Source organism: Pseudomonas ekonensis (assembly GCF_019145435.1).
Lineage (GTDB): Bacteria > Pseudomonadota > Gammaproteobacteria > Pseudomonadales > Pseudomonadaceae > Aquipseudomonas > Aquipseudomonas ekonensis.
On sequence record NZ_JAHSTS010000001.1, the window covers coordinates 2,757,538 to 2,776,234 of the forward strand.

Genomic DNA, 18,697 nt, shown 5'->3' on the forward strand with positions numbered 1-18,697 from the left:
TTCCATAGGAGCCATCCCATGAACATCGACCTCGGCGGACGCACCGCCATCATCAGCGGCTCGACCAGCGGTATCGGCCTGGCCATCGCCCGCGGCCTGGCACGTGCCCATGCCGACGTGGTCATCGCCGGCCGCAGCCAGAAATCGGTGGACGCCGCCCTGACCGAACTTCGCGCCCAGGGCGGGCGCGGCCATGCCCAGGGCGTCGTCGCCGACCTGGGCACCGCCGCCGGCGCCGAAACCCTGTTCGCCGCCCACCCCACGGCCGACATCCTGGTCAACAACCTGGGCATCTACGACGATGTCGACTTCTTCGAAGTGACCGACAGCGAGTGGATCCGTTTCTACGAAACCAACGTCATGTCCGGCGTGCGCCTGGCTCGCCACTACGCACCGGGGATGGTGGAGAAAGGCTGGGGCCGGATCCTGTTCATCTCCTCCGAATCGGGCATCGCCATCCCTGCCGACATGATCAACTACGGCGTGACCAAGAGCGCCAACCTCGCCGTCTCTCACGGCCTGGCCAAGCGTCTGGCGGGAACCGGCGTCACCGTCAACGCCGTGCTGCCCGGACCGACCCTGACCGACGGCGTCGCCAACCTGGTGGCCGATGCGGCCAAGGCCTCCGGCCGCAGCCTCCGCGAAGAGGCTGACCATTTCGTGCGCAGCGCCCGCCCGAGCTCGATCATCCAGCGCGTCGCCGAGGTCGACGAGGTCGCCCACCTGGCGGTCTACCTCGCGTCCCCTTACTCCTCCGCCACCACCGGAGCGGCCCTGCGGGTCGACGGCGGTGTGGTCGACAGCCTGGCGATCTGAACGCCCGCTTCACCCCAAGGGCCGCTGCACAGCGGCCCTTTTACTTGGGCGGTCGCGACGCAACGGTCTAGTCCTGAAACAGGTGTGAACCTTATTCAGGACGGGACAGTTCCCTTTTCTGCTATCGCTGCATGCCGTGTTGACCGTGCTCGGCATCAAGAATGCCGTGATGACGATACTTCATGTACTCCTGCGAGAAGTCCAGGTACGCCCGCACAATGGCAGACGGGTGACGATGCGATGGGTAGAGCAAGTTGATTTGCTGCTCCGGAAGTGGATGTTCGGGAAGTAGCGCAAGTAACTTCCCTTCCCGGATGGCACTCGCCGCCAGAAATGGCGGAAGCTCCGTCACCACATCACCCGCCAACGCCCGACTGCGCAGGTGCGCATAGTCGTTGGTGGACAGTATCGCTTCAGGTTTGAATACCACTCCCCCCAACTGCCATGTCGCATTGGGGCCCTGACTCCAGACCGCACAGGGATAGTCGGACAGAGCCTCGATGCTACCAAGTGCACCGAGCCGTTCAATCAACGCCGGACTGGCCACGAGAATGTGACGATAGGTCAGCATGCGGCGGGCGACCATAGTCTCGTGCGCGATCATGCCGACACGCAGAGCCACATCGACGCCGTCTTCGATGAGATCGATGCGGCGCTCGGTGGTGTAGACGCTGATCTGGATCTGCGAATAGCGGCGCTGGAAAGCCGCCAGTACCTCCCACCACGGCTCAAACGAGGGCGGTAATGACAGCCGCAAGTGTCCCTTCAAATGAGCCTGATCACTGATCACGGCCTGTTCGCCTTCAATCAAAGCCTCAATGCCACGGCTGGCGTGTTCGTACAACCGCGTCCCTGAATCCGTGAGTTTGGTGCCACGTACAGAACGTTCGAGCAACTGCACCTTCAACTGCTGTTCAAGCTCGCGAATGCGTCGGCTCAAGGTCGGCAGCGGAATGCTCAGGCGCTCGGCTGCGGCCGAGAGGCTACCGGTCTGCGCCACGCTCACGAACATCCGGACAGCGTTGAAATCCATTACCGCACTCCTCTCATTTTTGAGACCAAGCCTATCTCCCATATGGATTATGTTCCAGATTCGAGTGGTGGATAGTGTGTTCGCTGGCTTGAACGCCAACGCTTCAACTGACCACCTGCCTGAGGAGGCAACCATGAAAGCTTATGTCATTGAACAACCGGGCGGCCCGGAAGTCCTGCAACTGCGAGACATCCCGTCCCCCGAACCAACGTCGGACGAAGTGCAAATCCGCGTCCGTGCGTTTGGCCTCAACCGCGCCGAAACCTACCTGCGCGCTGGCAAAATGGGGGATATCACCACACCGCGCGTGCCCGGCATCGAGGCCGTGGGCGAAGTCATCCATGACCCCGCCGGGGTTCTGCGCCCCGGTCAGCGCGTGGCCACAGCCATGGGCGGCATGCAGTTCAGCCGTAATGGCAGCTATGCCGAGCAGGTTACGGTTCTTCGCAACAATGTGATCTCACTGGACGACACTTCTCTCTCGTGGGAAGAACTCGCCACGCTTGCGCAGGCGTATCTCACTGTCTGGGGGGCGCTCGACAAGAGTTTGGCCATTCAACAAGGACAGACGTTGCTGATTCGGGGAGGCACTTCATCGATCGGCCTGGCTGCCCTCACTTATGCGAAGGCCCGCGGATTAACGGTGATCGCAACGACGCGTTCCGCTGCGAACACCCAACGACTTTACGAAATGGGCGCCGACGAGGTACTCGTCGACAACGGTGACATCGCTCAGCGCGTTCGCGAAGTCACTCCTCCAGGGGTGGATGCCGCACTGGAAATCGTCGGTGCCCCAACACTGCGCGACACGATCAAAACGCTGCGACCGTTCGGCGCAGTGAGCGTCATCGGCCTGCTCGGCGGCCCGCCGGTAGTGGAGCAATTTCACCTGATGCAGGACCTGCCAGCGGGCACGCGACTGAACTTCTTTCCGAGCGGTTTACTGGGGACACCGGCCTTGCCGTTGCACGACACGCCGCTGCCATGGCTCGCAAAGGAAATCACGGCCAAGAGAATGCCTTCCATCCGTACCCGAACCTTCGCTTTCGACGAGGTTCGCCAAGCGCATCGCTTGATGGAAAGCGATCGCGCACTTGGCAAGCTCGTCGTCCTGCTCTGACATTGAGGAGTACTGCCATGCGTACCGCATTGATCGCACTGGTTTTCAGCGCATTTCTACTGCCCATGACGGCTCAGGCCGCCAAACCCGCCTCCGAGGATACGGTGAAGGCTGCCGTTCGCAAATGACCGCTATCGGCCCACGGTAGACGTCAGGCAACGCGATCAAAGGGCGCCGCGCGGCCTCTACCCGCAAAGCCAATGCGCTTTTGAATGAGTGCTTGGGAAAAATCGGATGCCTCAAATGAACGTTGAGGCATCCTTTTCTGCCGGTCATATGGCCAGGCTATCCACAACACCGCCATCCACTCGTAGCGCTGCGCCAGTGGTCGCGGAGGAGTACGGCGAGGCGACGTAGGTAACCAGAGCGGCGACTTCATCAACGTCGGCAACGCGCTGGATGATCGAGCTGGAGCGTTCGCGCCGGACGAAGGCGTCGGCTTCCTCACGGGCGCTGCGGCCGGACTGGCGCACGGCGTCGGCCACGAGGTTCGCCACGCCTTCGGTGAAGGTCGGGCCGGGGAGAATGGCGTTGACCGTCACGCCGGTGCCCGCCAGGCGCTTGGCCAGGCCGTGGGAGACGGCGAGGTTGGCGGCCTTGGTGACGCCGTAGTTGATCATCTGTGCGGGGATGGCGATGCCCGACTCCGAAGACAGGAAGATCACCCGGCCCCAGCCGCGCTCGACCATGCCGGGGGTGTAGTGACGAGCCAGGCGCACACCGGAGAGCACGTTGATCTCGTAGAAGTCCAGCCATTCCCGGTCGCGCGTCTCGTAGAAATCGACATCGTTATAGATGCCCAGGTTGTTGACCAGGATGTCGGCCTGGGGTTCGGCGGCGAACAGCGCTTCTGCACCGGCGGCGTTGCCCAGATCGGCGACCACGCCGCGGGCCTTGCCGTTGGCGGCGCGGATACCGGCCACGGACTCGTTCACGGAGGCGGCGTTGCGCCCGACTATGACGACATCGGCACCCGATGCGGCCAACTGGCGGGCGATGCCCAGGCCTATGCCGCCGGTGGAGCCGCTGATAATGGCGGTCTTGCCGCCGAGATCGATCTGCATGTCTTCAATCCTCATCCAGGGGGCGCGGAATGCGCCGGTGATCGTCTGGATATGGCGCCATGCTAGGAGTGCCTTGTAAGATCGTACATCACTTAATTCGACATACTTGAGTCCTTGAGGGTCTATGCTCGATCTCAGACAGATCCGTTATTTCGTTGCCGTGGCCGAAGTCGAGCACGTCGGCAAGGCAGCGGAGACGCTGCACATTTCCCAGTCGCCGCTGAGCCGGCAGATTGCCCAGTTGGAGGAGCGTCTCGGCCTGCAGCTGTTCGAACGCAGCCAGCAGCGCCTACGCCTCACCTCCGACGGGCGCACCTTCCTGCACGAGGCCAAGGCGCTGCTCAAGCATGCCGAGCGCCTGGAGTCCCTCGGCCGTCGCCTGGGCCGGGGCGAGACCGGCGGGCTGTGCATCGGCTACGTCAGCCATGCCATCCATGCCGGCGTGCTCCCCGAGGCGCTGCGCCATGTGCGCGAGGAGCGTCCGGGCATCCACATCGCGCTCTATAACCTCTCGGCCCGGGAGCAGTTCGAGGGCCTGCGTCAGCGCAGCCTGGATATCGCCCTGGTCTGCGAGCCGCCGGCAGAGGACGACCCGGACCTGCTTGCCGCGCCGGTGTTCGACGACCCGCTGCACCTGGCCTTGCCGCTGGATCATCCGCTGGCGGACAAGCCGGTGATCGAGCCGGCCGACCTGCACGAGCAGGACTGGATCATGGTGGAGGGCCAGTTGCAGCCCAACCGCCGCGAGCGCTTCCTCGCCAGTTGCGTGGCCGCCGGGTTCACCCCGCAGATCTGTCTGGAGGCTGCCGAGCCGCTCAGCGCCATCGGCCTGGTGTCGGCGGGCCTGGGGTTGGCGCTGATCCAGCAGAGCATCGGTGGCGATAGCAATCCCAACGTGGTGCTGCGCGAGCTGCCCTGGCTGGGACAGAGCACCGGCCTGTGGGCAGCCTGGCATCGTGTCGACCTGCGGCCGATCGTGGGTGACTTCCGTGAAATGGTGCTGGCGGGCGCCCAGGTCTGAGAGCCCGGCGACCTTATGATCAAATGGGTCTCAAGTCTGTCGAACTATGACTTAGACAGTCTCATCTGAGCGGACATAGGATTGCCGTCACTGGAGTTCGCAAGCGACTCCCCAACCCGGAGATCCCCCCCTATGAGTCTCAAGTCCCTGATCCCCTCCCGCCTTGGTTTCGGTACCGCGCCGCTGGGCAACATGTTCCGCAACGTGCCCGCGGAGGAAGTGCAGGCCACCGTCGATGCTGCCTGGAACAACGGCGTGCGCTACTTCGACACCGCTCCGTTCTACGGCGCCGGCCTGTCCGAATCGCGTCTGGGCGCCGCCCTGGCCAACCGCCCGCGTGACGAATACGTCCTCAGCAGCAAGGTCGGCCGCATCATCCTCGACGAAATGGAAGACCCGGCCTCCCGCGAGCTGGGCGAAAAGAGCGGCCTGTTCGAACACGGCAACCGCAACCGCATCGTCAACGACTACAGCGCCGACGCCACCCTGCGCTCCATCGAGGACAGCCTGAAGCGCCTGGGCACTGACCGCCTGGACATTGTCTGGATCCACGACATCGCCCAGGACTTCTACGGCGATGAGTGGCTGACACAGTTCGAGATCGCCCGCACCGGCGCCTTCCGTGTGCTCACCCGTCTACGTGAGGAAGACGTGATCAAGGCCTGGGGCCTGGGCGTGAACCGCGTCGAGCCCATCGAGCTGACCCTGGACCTGGACGAGCCGCGCCCCGACGGCTTCCTGCTCGCCGGCCGCTATTCGCTGCTGGACCATGAGCGCGCGCTGCAACGCGTTATGCCGCAGGCGGTGGAGCAAGGCGTCGGTATTGTCGTCGGTGGCCCCTACAGCTCCGGCGTGACCGCCGGCGGCGAACACTTCGAGTACCAGAAGGCCAGCCCGGCCGTGCTGGCAAGACTGGAACGCATCCGTGCCGTGGCACGCGACCATGGAGTGGACGTGAAAGCGGCTGCGCTGCAGTTCGCCCTGGCCCATCCGGCCGTGGTCGCGGCAATCCCTGGCTCGACTCGTCCGTTGCACGCCAACCAGGATCACGCTGCACTCAGCGCCGTCATCCCGGCCGCGTTCTGGAACGACCTGCGCGCCCAGGGCCTGATCAGTGCCGTGGCACCCGTCCCGGCCGTTTGAGTCTTCTGCCGCCGGGCCTCTCGGCCCGGCGCAACACCGTCAATCATCGAATCATGGGGGCAAGCGCCCCGGGAGTCATACCATGGCCAAGGCCAACGCTTTCATCGACCTCAATGCCGACATCGACAAGGTCTGGCAACTCATCGGCGGCTTCGATTCGCTGCCCGACTGGCTGCCGTTCATCCCGCAGAGCACGCTCAGCGAAGGTGGCCGCGTGCGCACCCTGAAGAGCGTCGCCGGCGAAACCATCATCGAGCGCCTGCTGGACTTCAACGAAGCCGGGCGCAGCTACAGCTACACCATCCTCCAGGGCCCGGCTCCAGTGCGCGACTATCAGTCGACCCTGCGTGTGCTGCCCGGCAGCGAGGGTCAAGGCGTGCGCGTGGAATGGTTCGGTTCATTTTCGCCCGAGGGCATCAGCGATGCCGAAGCGACTGCGATGTTCACCGGCATCTACGTCGATGGACTCGCGGCGCTGAAACAACGCATGGAGGGCTGATTTGCCCATCTCGCCCCTTTCCCGAAGCGATACGGTCGTTGCGAGAAAGGGGCACTTCGTTGGCTTATCGCCCCAGGACGGTAACGAACCCACAAGTTCGAACCCCCTCGCCTTCACCTTCCGCATTACGACAAAGCCCCGATCACTCGGGGCTTTGTCGTGTCTGGCACTCTGAAAACCTCTCACCTTGCCAGATCTGCAAACCTACAGCCCGGCACCTTCCTCAGGCCCCGTCACAAACACCCTCGGATCGCCTCGGCCCTGCGGTCGCGCCGCGTTTCGAAGACGTTCGCCACGAAGTAAACCTTCACCTCGGAGCCCGTGGCCGTCGGGATGAAATCAGCGAACTCTGGTTGTCCGACACTGACAATCGTTTTACCGCCACCCTGAAGCGGCTGGATAGTGACTTCATGAATCACCCCCGCCCACTTCTGGCTCTGCCAGGCGAAAAGCGAGCATTCGGCGACGGTCGCTGCGTCCTTGTTGCTCGTGAAACTGCGCGCCCACTACTCCTAACAGAATTCGCATGTTTCACTCCCTATGAAAAAGCGAACTGTAGCGCTTTCCTCAGGCCTACGTCGAAGCCTGCGGCAACTTCGCAATCACCTTGATCTCAAAATCAAACCCATACAGCCACGTCACCCCCACCGCCGTCAGCGTCGGATGGGGTGCCTGGCCCCAGTACTCGGGCACGACCTCCCAGATGGCTTCGAACTTTTGTTCGGGGTCGACGATGAAGACGGTCACGTCGATCACATCGTCGAAGGTGCAACCTGCCGCTGCCAGAGTCGCATTCAGGTTGGCGAACGCGCGGTGGACCTGGGCTTGCAGGTCAGGCTCGGGCGTGCCGTCCTCGCGGCTGCCCACCTGTCCTGAGACGAACAGCAAACCATTGCTGCGGATCGCCGGCGAGTAGCGGTTGCGCTCGTACAGCGCCTGGCGGCCGGCGGGGAAAACTACATTGCGTGTTGCCATCGACTTTCTCCATCAAGGGGCCCATGCGACCCCGTTTTCAACGATGGGACAACGTTACGGTGGCGCCTTTGGCGGATAAACGGGCAATCTTGACCATCACTGTTTTCAGATTCCAAACAATCCACCGGAGCACCCATGGACCGATTTGATGCGATGCAAGCGTTCGTGCGCGTGGTGGACACCGGCAGCTTCACCAAGGCCGCCGAGACGCTGCACATGAGCAGGACCAGCGTGACGCAACTGGTTCAGCAGTTGGAGGCGCGGCTGCGCGTCCGGCTGATCAACCGCACCACGCGCAAGCTCAACGTGACCGCCGACGGCGCCGCCTACTACGAGCGTGCGGTGCGGTTGCTGGCCGACCTGGACGACGCCGAAACCAGCCTGTCCACCGCCTCCGCATCGCCCAGGGGCCGGCTGCGGATCGACGTCCCCAGTCCGCTGGCCCGGATGATCCTGGTGCCTGCGCTCCCGCAGTTCCACGCGCAGTACCCCGATATCCAGATCGACTTGGGCGTCAGCGACCGCATCGTCGACCTGATCGATGAAAACGTGGACTGTGTGATACGCGGCGGCGAACTCACCGATCAATCGCTGATTGCCCGGCGTATCGGCGACCTGCAGTTGGGAGTGTTCGCGGCACCGGGCTATCTGGAGCGCGCGGGCGTTCCGGGGCATCCGCATGAGCTGGAAGACGCCCGTCACCGCATCGTGGGGTTCATCTGGGCCCGCAAGGGCAAGGTCGTGCCCTACGCGATGCGCCGCGGCGACGAGTCCGTCGAGGTGCACGGCCACTACGCGCTGGCGGTCGACGACGGCAACGCCTACCTGGCGGCCGGGCTGGCCGGCATGGGCGTGCTGTGGTTGCCGCACTACATGTCCCAGGCGCATCACGCACGGGGCGAACTGGTCCAGCTGTTCGCCGACTGGACACTCGACCCCATGCCGCTGTACCTGGCGTTCCCGCCGAACCGGCACGTGAGCACCAAGCTGCGCGTGTTCATCGACTGGGCCGTCGGGCTGATGGCCAGGCACGCGCCTGTCGCCGCTCCGTCCGTGTAACGCCATAACGAAGAGGTTGACGCCGCATGAAGCCCTTGGACCTGACCCGTTTCGATCTCAACCTGCTGGTCGTGCTGGAGGCGCTGTGGGCCGAAAGGCATGTGGGCCGCGCGGCCGAACGGTTGAGCCTGTCCCAGTCCGCCACCAGCCATGCCTTGTCGAGGTTGCGCGGCGCGTTCGACGATCAGCTGTTCATCCGTAACCCCCGTGGCATGGCGCCGACACCGCTGACCATCGAGTTGATGCCGAGGGTGCTGGCGGTGCTTGAATCGATCAGGCTCGTGGCCAGCCCGCGGGGGCCGTTCGATCCCGGCCGTTTGCAGGCGACCCTGTCCGTGGCGGCGACCGATCATGCGGTCGTGACCGTCATCGCCCCGGCGCTGGAGAGGATTCAGGCCGCTGCACCGCACCTGGTGCTGAAGCTTCGGCCAGCGGATGCCGAATCGGCCCTGCGCCTGCTGGACGCCGGCGAGGTCGACATCGTGCTGGGCTCGGGCTCCTTTGCCCAGCGGCCGCAGCGCTTCGATTGCCGGCGGGTCCGTCAGGAGCGTTTCGTCGGCATCGCGCGCAAGGGCCATCAGGCGTTGGCCAAACGCGGCAAGACGCTGCGGATGGAACTGGATGACTTTGTCCGCCTGCCGCACATCCTGGTCTCGCCACGGGGCGATGCGCGGGGCGCGGTCGACGAGGCGTTGGAGCTTTTGGGCCACAGCCGCCAGGTGAGCGTCACCTGCCCGAACTTTTTGGCGGTGCCGTTTTTGGTCGGCGCTTCGCAGTCGATTGCCGTGGTGGCCGAGCAGGTTGCCTTGCAGATGCAGGAGGCCGCGCAACTGAGCCTGTTTGAGTTGCCTGTGACGTTGCCCGCCTGGGAGGTGTTCGTGATTCAGGCGCAAGGGCGCGCCAACGAGCCGGCCATCGAGTGGCTGACCGGGCTGTTGACCGCCGGTTGAGCCTCGTGGCGCGATGCATCCCGTGCATCGAGTTGCTGCGCCGATGCCATTGGATCGCAGGCCCAGGTTCTCCTAGAGTCCGGTTGTCGTTCATTCAACCGCCTGGAGTGCCCCATGAACACCGCGCCCACCCTGGTCATGATCCCTTGCTTCGCCGGAGCTCCGTGGCAGCTGAACCAATTGACCGGCCTGCAGGATCGCCCCATGCGCACCCTTCGCTTGCCGGACGACGTGCGCGAACTGGAGACACTGGCCGACTTCATCGTCGACCAGGTGAAGGACCTCAAGAGCTACGTGTTGGTGGGCGATTCCTACGGCGCGGTCTCCTCCATCGCGGTGGCGACGCGCCGCCCGAAAGGCCTCAAGGGCCTGGTGCTGTCGGGCGGCTTCGCCAAGAGCCCGATCACCTCGCCCCTGCTCAAGGCGCTGGCGGCGTTGGCGCCGTTCTTCCCCGGCCCCTTTTACCGGCAGACGACCCTGCGGATTCATGCCGCCCAACTGGCGTCGTCGTTCGACAAAGAGGGGGAGATCCCCTGGTCGGCCCGCAAGAGCCGCGCCTTCTTCCTCAAGGAGACGCCGCACAAGGCCTACGTCAACCGCATACGTTCAATCGAGACAGTGAACTACACGGACCTGCTGAAGAACATCGACGTGCCCACGCTGATCCTGACGCCCGAGGAAGACAAGCTGATCGGCGAGGAAGCCGCCGGGGTGCTGCTCAAGGGCATCCAAGGCTCGCAGGAAGTCATCCTGCCGCGCAGCGGCCACATGTTCAGGTTCTCGCACCCCGGCGCCTACTCGCGCGAGATCAGCAGGTTTCTGGAACAGGCCTCGCTTTGAGCCGGCCCGAACCCGCCCTGCTCCCTAGGCTCTGTGTGAAAAGCCTTGATACTCGGTGATGCTGCGTTGAAAACAGCCTCGGAATGCTCATTTACAACCCGTAAACTCCGCTTCCTCGGCTGTTTTCGCCTTGCCTGACCTTCGTCTCAAGACTTTTCACACAGACCCTAATTGGCTTCGTCCTTGTGATCAAAGAACGCTCGAAGCAAAGCCTGTCTCTTTTCATCATCGGAACCGTGGCCGCGCGGCCCCGTCAGGGAGCGCTCCATGCGGGCGACGATCTCGGCGTTCAAACTTCGCTGGTTCTGCTTCGCGATGCGTTTCAGCGTCTGGCGCAGGCCTTCCGGCAATCGAAGCACAAACCTGTCGACTGTTTCAGCCACCCTCCACCTCCGAAAAACCTGAATGCCGATGATCGATGCGTGTCATTGGCCACCTCACTGGATCGACGTGGTCAAGGGCGCCGCCGGCGCTGTCAGCAGCCCTTTGACGGCGGCCGAAAAGCACTCCACCTGCAGCGGGTATTCCTGCCCCATCAACCGCCCCTTGCCGTACCAGACGATGCCGCCCTGACTCAGGATCAGACCGTTGCGGCCAAACTCGAAGACACTGCCCACCGAGCTGCTGAACACAAAGCGGCTGTCGTCCATCTGCAGCAGTTTGTACTGGGTGTTCGCCGGCGGCAGCTGTTCCTTGATGCGTTGCAGGTACGTCGGAGCCAGGCGGGCAAACAGCTGCCCGGCCTGTTCGCGGTACTGCGGGATCGTCAGGCCAGGGCTGCGCTGCAGCTCAACGGCGATCAAGGCGAAGACATCGGCGTTGGCCCGCGCCACCGCCAGTTTCACCGACAGCGTCGACGTCAGCAGCGCGTTGTCGATCTGCAGCGACGACCGCTCCGGCTGGCCGTTGGCGGCCGGCACGGTGACGGGGCGCATGAACTCGGCCACGTTGACGGTCGACAGCACCGTCGTCGCCAGGTACGCCGCGCACGCTGAGGCTTGCCCGGCCCGGTCGCCGTTGATCAGCAACGAGAGCGGGCTGCCCTGCCGGGGCAATGTCTGCGCGTCGATTCCCTGCTGCGTGAGGAACGCGTTGACCTGTTCCTGTTTCGCCTCACCCCGCGCCAACCCGCAAAGCTGCTCCATCATCAGGGTCTGGCGCGGTTCGTCGAACCTGGGCGACAGCTGGAAGACCGCTTCCTGGATCACCGGCAGTGCCGGCGTGCGCAACCAGATGCGCGGCGCATCGGCCGGTTTGCCGCTGAGGAATTTGTCGTAGCCGGCCAGGGCCACGAGCATGATCAGGATGGCGACGAATACGGATTTCATGTTCATGGTGTTTGCCTCAAGAGTTTGATCAAGACCTGCACAAGACCCATCTGCGGGTCACCACTGATAACCGATGCCCACCGCCACCCCGACCTTGCGCTGGGTGTCGGTGCTGCCCTGCAGCTTGGTCACCCAGCGGCCGTTGGCGGACATGTGCGATACGCCGAAGGCCAGGGACGACTGGCCGCGATAGGTGCCCGCAGCGGCCACCGTCATGCTGGAGCCCGGCGAGTACGACTGCGGCAGGCTGGCCATCGCCATCGCACCGGCGATGCCCGCGCTGAGGATTTCGTCCTGCTGCTTGAGGTCGTTCTTCAGTTCCATGTAGCGCGAGTCGGTGTAGGCATTGGCGTTGGCGGTGATGTCCGCCACGCTGCTGTTCAGCTGGTCGAGGTTCACCGCATCCGTGCCGCGGGTGCCCGCCGCAAGGTTGGTGAGCTGCCGCTCGTTGCCGCTGCTGCCGAGCGATACGCTGTTGTCGCGATCCGCCACCGAGTTGGCGCCCAGGGCTGCGGCATTCCTGGCCGACGCCTTGGCGCCGTTGCCCAGCGCCACCGAGTTCTCCCCGCTGGCCTGGGACCGCGTGCCGACCGCCGCGCTGTTCTTGCCGGACGCCACCGCCCCCGCGCCCCCGGCGAGCGAATCGGCGCCCGTGGCTTTGGGCTTGGCCGCCGCGTTGCCGTTGCTCACCTGGAACATGCCGTCGGTGCCGTTCTTGATGTTGGCGACATCCCCCTCCACCGAGGTGATGCGGCCGTCCTGCTGACCGGCGTTGGCCCCCAGGTTGGCGATCGAGTCGTCCGTGTATTGCTTGGCTTCGGCCACCGCGCCGTCGAGCTGGCGCACGTTGACCGCATCGTTGGCGTTCTTGCCGTCGGCGACGTTGCTGACCGTGCGGGTCTGGCCGGTTGCGGCATTGCCCACCGATACGGTGCCCGACGTCACGTTGTTCGCCCCGGAATATTGACCGCTGTAGGTTTCGGCGCCGCGTCCGTCATCGCTGGCGCCGCTGCCGAGCGCGACACTGCCGGCGGCGGACGCCGTGGCGCCGCTGCCCGCCGCCACCGAGCCGGTGCCCGACGCCTGGGCCTGGGCGCCCAACGCCATGGCGTCGGTGCCGGTGGCGCTGGAGTCTGCCCGGGTGGAGTTGACGTGCAGGTACTTGATGCCGCCCCCCGCGCCGATCAGGGTTTCAAGCCCGCCGACCCGACCGCCCAGGTTCGTGATGTCCGCGGTGTTCTGGTCCACCTGGTCGCCGACCGCTTTGAGTTGGGCCACGTTGACCGCGTCGTTGTCCTGCGTGCCGGCCGCCAGCCCGGTGAGCTTGCGGCTGCCCAGCGCCGTGCCGATGCCGACCTCGCCGACCGACGTCTGCGGGCCCGCCAGCCGATAGGCGCTGTAGCCCGTCTCGGCACCGACCGTGGTGAGCGAGCTCGAACCCAGCGCCACGCTCATGGCATGGCTGGCATTGGCGCCGGCGCCCAGTGCCACGGCCTGCTCCGCCGCCGCCTGAGCCGCGCTGCCCATCGCGATCCCGGACGCCATCAACACCTGAGTGTTGCGGCCGATGGCGATGCCCCCGGCGGCGGCCTGACTGACATTGGCCTGGTTGCCGAGCCCGATGCCGTTGTCACCGTTGACCACGGTGCCGGGGCCGACGGCGACCGATTCCGTGCCGCTGGCGAGCGAGTCCGTGGGGTTGGTCGAATTGGCGTGGAAGTACAGCGTGCCGGTAGAACTCAGCGAACCCATCGCGCCGGTCAACTGGCGCAGGGTCACGGCGTCGTGGTCGTCGGTGGCGTCCGCCACGTTGGTGATCTGCCGGTAGCTGCCGGCCTTGCCCACCGACACCGAGCCCAGCAAGGTGGCATCCGACGTGTCGTAGATGATCGTCCCGGCGCCGGCGGCAATCGACCCCGTGGTCGGTGCCAGGATCCGGTCGGCGACCGAGCCTTCGCCCAGCGCGATGCTGCCCGCCACCTGCGCCTGGCTCAGCCGGCCCAGCGCGAGGCCGCCATCCGCGCTCGCACTGGCGCCGGAACCGGCCGCGAACGAATTGACGCCGCCGGCAATGGCCTGCGGCCCGATTGCGATGCTGTCCTGACCGTTGGCTTGCGCGTCGGCCAGCGTCGAGTTGCTGTGGAAGTACTTGATGCCGGCGCCGTTGTTGACCAGGTTGTCGACGGTCTGGTTGGTCGCGAACAGCTGCGAGCCGTTCACCGCGTCGGTGCTGGTGGCGTTCAACACGCCGGCCGCAACGTTGGTCAACTTCACAGAGGTGCCCGCTGGGTTGAAGGTCACCTGGGTCTTGGTCGCGGCATCGTCGTACTTCACCGCCACGGCGGCGGTGTTGGTCACGCTGGTGTTGAGGTTGGTCAGCGCGGTGCCGACGTCACTGCTGACCAACGGGCCGGTGTTGGCGCCGGTGGCGCTGATGCTGTTGGTCGAATAGCTCGGTGCGGTCCAGGTTCCGGTGGTCGCATCCAGCGTTGCACCGCCGCCCAGTGCGGTCGCGGTGTCCTGCCCGGCCTTGTTCAATTGGCTGACGTTGACGGCATCGGTGGCACCGGAACCGGCGGCAAGGCCGGTGATGCGGCGGCCGTCGGCGCCGTTGGCGATGTTCACTTCCCCGCCCGCCGTCGCCGTTCCGCCGACACCGTAAGCTGCGTTGGCCAGCGTCGCGCCAGTCGCGGACGAGCCTGCGCCCAAGGCGATACTGTTGGCGAAGCTGGCGGTGGCGCCATTGCCTAACGCAATGCTGTTGGTGCTGCCGGCGATGGCGCCAGGACCCACCGCCACGCTGTCCTGACCGTTGGCTTGCGCGTCGGCCAGCGTCGAGTTGCTGTGGAAATACTTGATGCCGGCGCCGTTGTTGACCAGGTTGTCGACGGTCTGGTTGGTCGCGAACAACTGCGAACCGTTCACGGCGTCGGTGCTGGTGGCGTTCAGGGCGCCGGCTGCGACGTTGGTCAGCTTCACCGCCGTGCCGGCCGGGTTGAAGGTCACCTGAGTTTTCGTTGAGGCGTCGTCGTACTTCACCGCCACGGCGGCGGTATTGGTCACGCTGGTGTTGAGGTTGGTCAGGGCTGCGCCGACATCGCTGCTGACCAGCGGGCCGGTGTTGGCCCCCGTGGCGCTGATGCTGTTGGTCGAGTAGCTCGGCGCCGTCCACGCGCCAGTTGTCGCGTTGACCGCCGCGCCGCCGCCGAGGGCCGACGCCGTGTTCTGGCTGTTGGCAAACAACTGCGAGCCGTTCACGGCGTCGGTGCTGGTGGCGCTCAACACACCGGCCGCGACGTTGGTCAGCTTCACCGCCGTGCCCACCGGGTTGAAGGTCACCTGGGTCTTGGTCGCGGCATCGTCGTACTTCACCGCTACGGCGGCGGTGTTGGTCACGCTGGTGTTGAGGTCAGTCAGCGCTGCGCCGACGTTGTTGCTGATCAGCGGGCCGGTGTTGGCGCCCGTGGCGCTGATGCTGTTGGTCGAATAGCTCGGTGCGGTCCAGATTCCGGTGTTCGCATCCAGCGTTGCGCCGCCGCCCAGTGCGGTCGCGGTGTCCTGCCCGGCCTTGTTCAGTTGGCTGACGTTGACGGCATCGGTGGCGCTGGAGCCAGCGGCAAGGCCGGTGATGCGGCGGCCGTTGGCGCCGTTGGCGATGTTCACTTCCCCGCCCGCCGTCGCCGTGCCGCCAACGCCATAAGCTGCATTGCCCAGCGTCGCGCCAGTCGCGGACGAGTTGGAGCCCAGCGCCACACCATTGGCAAGTGTCGCGCTCGCGAGCGGGCCGATGGCGACGCTGTCCTGGCCGGTCGCGCTGCTGTCGGCCAGTGTCGAGTTGCTGTGGAAATACTTGATGCCGGCGCCGTTGTTGACCAGGTTGTCGACGGTCTGGTTGGTCGCGAACAGCTGCGAGCCGTTCACCGCGTCGGTGCTGGTGGCGTTCAACACGCCGGCCGCAACGTTGGTCAACTTCACAGAGGTGCCCGCAGGGTTGAAGGTCACCTGGGTCTTAGTCGCGGCATCGTCGTACTTCACCGCCACGGCGGCGGTGTTGGTCACGCTGGTGTTGAGGTTGGTCAGCGCGGTGCCGACGTTGTTGCTGATCAGCGGGCCGGTGTTGGCGCCGGTGGCGCTGATGCTGTTGGTCGAATAGCTCGGTGCGGTCCAGGTTCCGGTGGTCGCATCCAGCGTTGCACCGCCGCCCAGTGCGGTCGCGGTGTCCTGCCCGGCCTTGTTCAATTGGCTGACGTTGACGGCATCGGTGGCACCGGAACCGGCGGCAAGGCCGGTGATGCGGCGGCCGTCGGCGCCGTTGGCGATGTTCACTTCCCCGCCCGCCGTCGCCGTTCCGCCGACACCGTAAGCTGCGTTGGCCAGCGTCGCGCCAGTCGCGGACGAGCCTGCGCCCAAGGCGATACTGTTGGCGAAGCTGGCGGTGGCGCCATTGCCTAACGCAATGCTGTTGGTGCTGCCGGCGATGGCGCCAGGACCCACCGCCACGCTGTCCTGACCGTTGGCTTGCGCGTCGGCCAGCGTCGAGTTGCTGTGGAAATACTTGATGCCGGCGCCGTTGTTGACCAGGTTGTCGACGGTCTGGTTGGTCGCGAACAACTGCGAACCGTTCACGGCGTCGGTGCTGGTGGCGTTCAGGGCGCCGGCTGCGACGTTGGTCAGCTTCACCGCCGTGCCGGCCGGGTTGAAGGTCACCTGAGTTTTCGTTGAGGCGTCGTCGTACTTCACCGCCACGGCGGCGGTATTGGTCACGCTGGTGTTGAGGTTGGTCAGGGCTGCGCCGACATCGCTGCTGACCAGCGGGCCGGTGTTGGCCCCCGTGGCGCTGATGCTGTTGGTCGAGTAGCTCGGCGCCGTCCACGCGCCAGTTGTCGCGTTGACCGCCGCGCCGCCGCCGAGGGCCGACGCCGTGTTCTGGCTGTTGGCAAACAACTGCGAGCCGTTCACGGCGTCGGTGCTGGTGGCGCTCAACACACCGGCCGCGACGTTGGTCAGCTTCACCGCCGTGCCCACCGGGTTGAAGGTCACCTGGGTCTTGGTCGCGGCATCGTCGTACTTCACCGCTACGGCGGCGGTGTTGGTCACGCTGGTGTTGAGGTCAGTCAGCGCTGCGCCGACGTTGTTGCTGATCAGCGGGCCGGTGTTGGCGCCCGTGGCGCTGATGCTGTTGGTCGAATAGCTCGGTGCGGTCCAGATTCCGGTGTTCGCATCCAGCGTTGCGCCGCCGCCCAGTGCGGTCGCGGTGTCCTGCCCGGCCTTGTTCAGTTGGCTGACGTTGACGGCATCGGTGGCGCTGGAGCCAGCGGCAAGGCCGGTGATGCGGCGGCCGTTGGCGCCGTTGGCGATGTTCACTTCCCCGCCCGCCGTCGCCGTGCCGCCAACGCCATAAGCTGCATTGCCCAGCGTCGCGCCAGTCGCGGACGAGTTGGAGCCCAGCGCCACACCATTGGCAAGTGTCGCGCTCGCGAGCGGGCCGATGGCGACGCTGTCCTGGCCGGTCGCGCTGCTGTCGGCCAGTGTCGAGTTGCTGTGGAAATACTTGATGCCGGCGCCGTTGTTGACCAGGTTGTCGACGGTCTGGTTGGTCGCGAACAGCTGCGAGCCGTTCACCGCGTCGGTGCTGGTGGCGTTCAACACGCCGGCCGCAACGTTGGTCAACTTCACAGAGGTGCCCGCTGGGTTGAAGGTCACCTGGGTCTTGGTCGCGGCATCGTCGTACTTCACCGCCACGGCGGCGGTGTTGGTCACGCTGGTGTTGAGGTTGGTCAGCGCGGTGCCGACGTCACTGCTGACCAACGGGCCGGTGTTGGCGCCGGTGGCGCTGATGCTGTTGGTCGAGTAGCTCGGTGCCGTCCACGCGCCAGTTGTCGCATTGACCGCCGCACCGCCGCCCAATGCCGACGCCGTGTTCTGACTGTTGGCGAACAACTGCGAACCGTTCACCGCGTCGGTGCTGGTGGCGTTCAACACGCCGGCCGCAACGTTGGTCAACTTCACAGAGGTGCCCGCAGGGTTGAAGGTCACCTGGGTCTTGGTCGCGGCATCGTCGTACTTCACCGCCACGGCGGCGGTGTTGGTTACGCTGGTGTTGAGGTTGGTCAGCGCGGTGCCGACGTCATTGCTGACCAACGGGCCGGTGTTGGCGCCGGTGGCGCTGATGCTGTTGGTCGAGTAGCTCGGTGCCGTCCACGCACCGGTTGCCGCGTTGGCCGCCGCGCCGCCGCCGAGGGCCGACGCCGTGTTCTGGCTGTTGGCGAACAACTGCGAACCGTTCACCGCGTCGGTGCTGGTGGCGTTCAGTGCGCCGACAGCGATATTGGTCAACTTGACCGCCGCCCCCGCCGGGTTGAAGGTCACTTGAGTCTTGGTCGCAACGTTGTCGTATTTCACGGCCACGGCGGCGGTGTTGGTCACGCTGGTGTTGAGGTTGCTCAGTGCCGAACCGACGTTATTGCTGACCACCGGACCGGTGTTGGTGCCGGCAGTGTTGATACTGTTGATGGAGTAGCTCGGCGCCGTCCATGCACCGGTGGTCGCGTTGAGTGCGGCGCCGCCGCCCAGGGCCGTCGCCGAATCCTGCCCCATCTTGTTCAGTTGGCTGACGTTGACGGCATCGGTGGCGCCGGAGCCGGCGGCAAGGCCGGTGATGCGGCGGCCGTTGGTTCCGTTGGCAATGTTCACTTCGCCGCCCGCCGTCGCCGTGCCGCCAACACCGTAAGCCGCATTGGTCAGTGTCGTGCCTGTGGCGGACGAGTTGGAGCCCAACGCCACGCCGTTGGCGATAGTCACGGAAGCATTGGCCCCCACCGCCGTGCCGCTGGCGGCAGACACCGCGGC

General features: G+C 65.3%; 14 protein-coding genes. 8 read left to right on the top strand and 6 right to left on the bottom strand.

Annotation, left to right across the window (positions count from 1 at the left end; all coding sequences use genetic code 11):
• Positions 1-18: 18 nt before the first annotated feature.
• Positions 19-816, top strand: a complete 798-nt coding sequence (locus KVG96_RS12190) for an SDR family NAD(P)-dependent oxidoreductase (protein ID WP_217892294.1) — start codon at positions 19-21, stop codon at positions 814-816.
• Between the two features lie 121 nt (positions 817-937).
• On the opposite strand, the gene KVG96_RS12195 is transcribed toward KVG96_RS12190, so the two are convergent.
• Positions 938-1,849, bottom strand: coding sequence for a LysR family transcriptional regulator (locus KVG96_RS12195; RefSeq protein WP_217892295.1), 912 nt, complete (start codon positions 1,847-1,849; stop codon positions 938-940).
• A gap of 133 nt (positions 1,850-1,982) precedes the next feature.
• Between KVG96_RS12195 and KVG96_RS12200 the strand changes: the two genes are divergently transcribed.
• Entirely contained in the window at positions 1,983-2,969 is a 987-nt protein-coding gene (locus KVG96_RS12200) for a zinc-binding dehydrogenase (protein WP_217892296.1), read from the top strand.
• A gap of 272 nt (positions 2,970-3,241) precedes the next feature.
• On the opposite strand, the gene KVG96_RS12205 is transcribed toward KVG96_RS12200, so the two are convergent.
• On the bottom strand, positions 3,242-4,033 hold the full coding sequence (locus tag KVG96_RS12205) for an SDR family NAD(P)-dependent oxidoreductase (protein WP_217892297.1): 792 nt from the start codon (positions 4,031-4,033) through the stop codon (positions 3,242-3,244).
• A 124-nt stretch (positions 4,034-4,157) separates the two neighbouring features.
• On the opposite strand from KVG96_RS12205, the gene KVG96_RS12210 reads away from it, so the two are divergent.
• From KVG96_RS12210 to KVG96_RS12220, 3 genes are all read left to right on the top strand, one after another.
• On the top strand, positions 4,158-5,054 hold the full coding sequence (locus KVG96_RS12210; RefSeq protein WP_217892298.1) for a LysR substrate-binding domain-containing protein: 897 nt from the start codon (positions 4,158-4,160) through the stop codon (positions 5,052-5,054).
• A 132-nt stretch (positions 5,055-5,186) separates the two neighbouring features.
• Complete coding sequence (locus KVG96_RS12215; RefSeq protein WP_217892299.1) at positions 5,187-6,197, top strand: aldo/keto reductase; 1,011 nt, start codon at positions 5,187-5,189, stop codon at positions 6,195-6,197.
• Positions 6,198-6,279: 82 nt separating this feature from the next.
• Positions 6,280-6,696, top strand: coding sequence for an SRPBCC family protein (locus tag KVG96_RS12220; RefSeq protein WP_217892300.1), 417 nt, complete (start codon positions 6,280-6,282; stop codon positions 6,694-6,696).
• A 573-nt stretch (positions 6,697-7,269) separates the two neighbouring features.
• Here KVG96_RS12220 and KVG96_RS12225 read toward each other — a convergent pair.
• On the bottom strand, positions 7,270-7,671 hold the full coding sequence (locus KVG96_RS12225; RefSeq protein ID WP_217892301.1) for a RidA family protein: 402 nt from the start codon (positions 7,669-7,671) through the stop codon (positions 7,270-7,272).
• 135 nt (positions 7,672-7,806) lie between these two features.
• Between KVG96_RS12225 and KVG96_RS12230 the strand changes: the two genes are divergently transcribed.
• The 3 genes from KVG96_RS12230 (at position 7,807) to KVG96_RS12240 (ending at position 10,520) form a co-directional block, all read left to right on the top strand.
• Positions 7,807-8,730, top strand: coding sequence for a LysR family transcriptional regulator (locus KVG96_RS12230; RefSeq protein WP_217892302.1), 924 nt, complete (start codon positions 7,807-7,809; stop codon positions 8,728-8,730).
• A 26-nt stretch (positions 8,731-8,756) separates the two neighbouring features.
• Positions 8,757-9,680 carry a LysR family transcriptional regulator gene (locus KVG96_RS12235; RefSeq protein WP_217892303.1) on the top strand — a complete coding sequence of 308 codons (924 nt, stop codon included), beginning with the start codon at positions 8,757-8,759 and terminating at the stop codon, positions 9,678-9,680.
• Between the two features lie 114 nt (positions 9,681-9,794).
• Positions 9,795-10,520, top strand: coding sequence for an alpha/beta fold hydrolase (locus KVG96_RS12240; protein ID WP_217892304.1), 726 nt, complete (start codon positions 9,795-9,797; stop codon positions 10,518-10,520).
• A 167-nt stretch (positions 10,521-10,687) separates the two neighbouring features.
• On the opposite strand, the gene KVG96_RS12245 is transcribed toward KVG96_RS12240, so the two are convergent.
• The 3 genes from KVG96_RS12245 to KVG96_RS12255 are packed head-to-tail and all read right to left on the bottom strand — an operon-like array spanning position 10,688 to position 18,649.
• Complete coding sequence (locus KVG96_RS12245; RefSeq protein WP_217892305.1) at positions 10,688-10,903, bottom strand: Arc family DNA-binding protein; 216 nt, start codon at positions 10,901-10,903, stop codon at positions 10,688-10,690.
• A gap of 54 nt (positions 10,904-10,957) precedes the next feature.
• Positions 10,958-11,854, bottom strand: coding sequence for a hypothetical protein (locus KVG96_RS12250; RefSeq protein WP_217892306.1), 897 nt, complete (start codon positions 11,852-11,854; stop codon positions 10,958-10,960).
• A 51-nt stretch (positions 11,855-11,905) separates the two neighbouring features.
• Positions 11,906-18,649: a YadA-like family protein gene (locus tag KVG96_RS12255; protein ID WP_367617487.1), complete on the bottom strand. Its 6,744-nt coding sequence runs from the start codon at positions 18,647-18,649 to the stop codon at positions 11,906-11,908.
• Positions 18,650-18,697: the final 48 nt, after the last annotated feature.

Bases quoted from the DNA above. Each gene is read 5' to 3' on its own strand.
- KVG96_RS12190 (WP_217892294.1), top strand. From the start codon at position 19: ATGAACATCGACCTCGGCGGACGCACCGCCATCATCAGCGGCTCGACC.
- KVG96_RS12195 (WP_217892295.1), bottom strand. From the start codon at position 1,849: ATGGATTTCAACGCTGTCCGGATGTTCGTGAGCGTGGCGCAGACCGGT.
- KVG96_RS12200 (WP_217892296.1), top strand. From the start codon at position 1,983: ATGAAAGCTTATGTCATTGAACAACCGGGCGGCCCGGAAGTCCTGCAA.
- KVG96_RS12205 (WP_217892297.1), bottom strand. From the start codon at position 4,033: ATGCAGATCGATCTCGGCGGCAAGACCGCCATTATCAGCGGCTCCACC.
- KVG96_RS12210 (WP_217892298.1), top strand. From the start codon at position 4,158: ATGCTCGATCTCAGACAGATCCGTTATTTCGTTGCCGTGGCCGAAGTC.
- KVG96_RS12215 (WP_217892299.1), top strand. From the start codon at position 5,187: ATGAGTCTCAAGTCCCTGATCCCCTCCCGCCTTGGTTTCGGTACCGCG.
- KVG96_RS12220 (WP_217892300.1), top strand. From the start codon at position 6,280: ATGGCCAAGGCCAACGCTTTCATCGACCTCAATGCCGACATCGACAAG.
- KVG96_RS12225 (WP_217892301.1), bottom strand. From the start codon at position 7,671: ATGGCAACACGCAATGTAGTTTTCCCCGCCGGCCGCCAGGCGCTGTAC.
- KVG96_RS12230 (WP_217892302.1), top strand. From the start codon at position 7,807: ATGGACCGATTTGATGCGATGCAAGCGTTCGTGCGCGTGGTGGACACC.
- KVG96_RS12235 (WP_217892303.1), top strand. From the start codon at position 8,757: ATGAAGCCCTTGGACCTGACCCGTTTCGATCTCAACCTGCTGGTCGTG.
- KVG96_RS12240 (WP_217892304.1), top strand. From the start codon at position 9,795: ATGAACACCGCGCCCACCCTGGTCATGATCCCTTGCTTCGCCGGAGCT.
- KVG96_RS12250 (WP_217892306.1), bottom strand. From the start codon at position 11,854: ATGAACATGAAATCCGTATTCGTCGCCATCCTGATCATGCTCGTGGCC.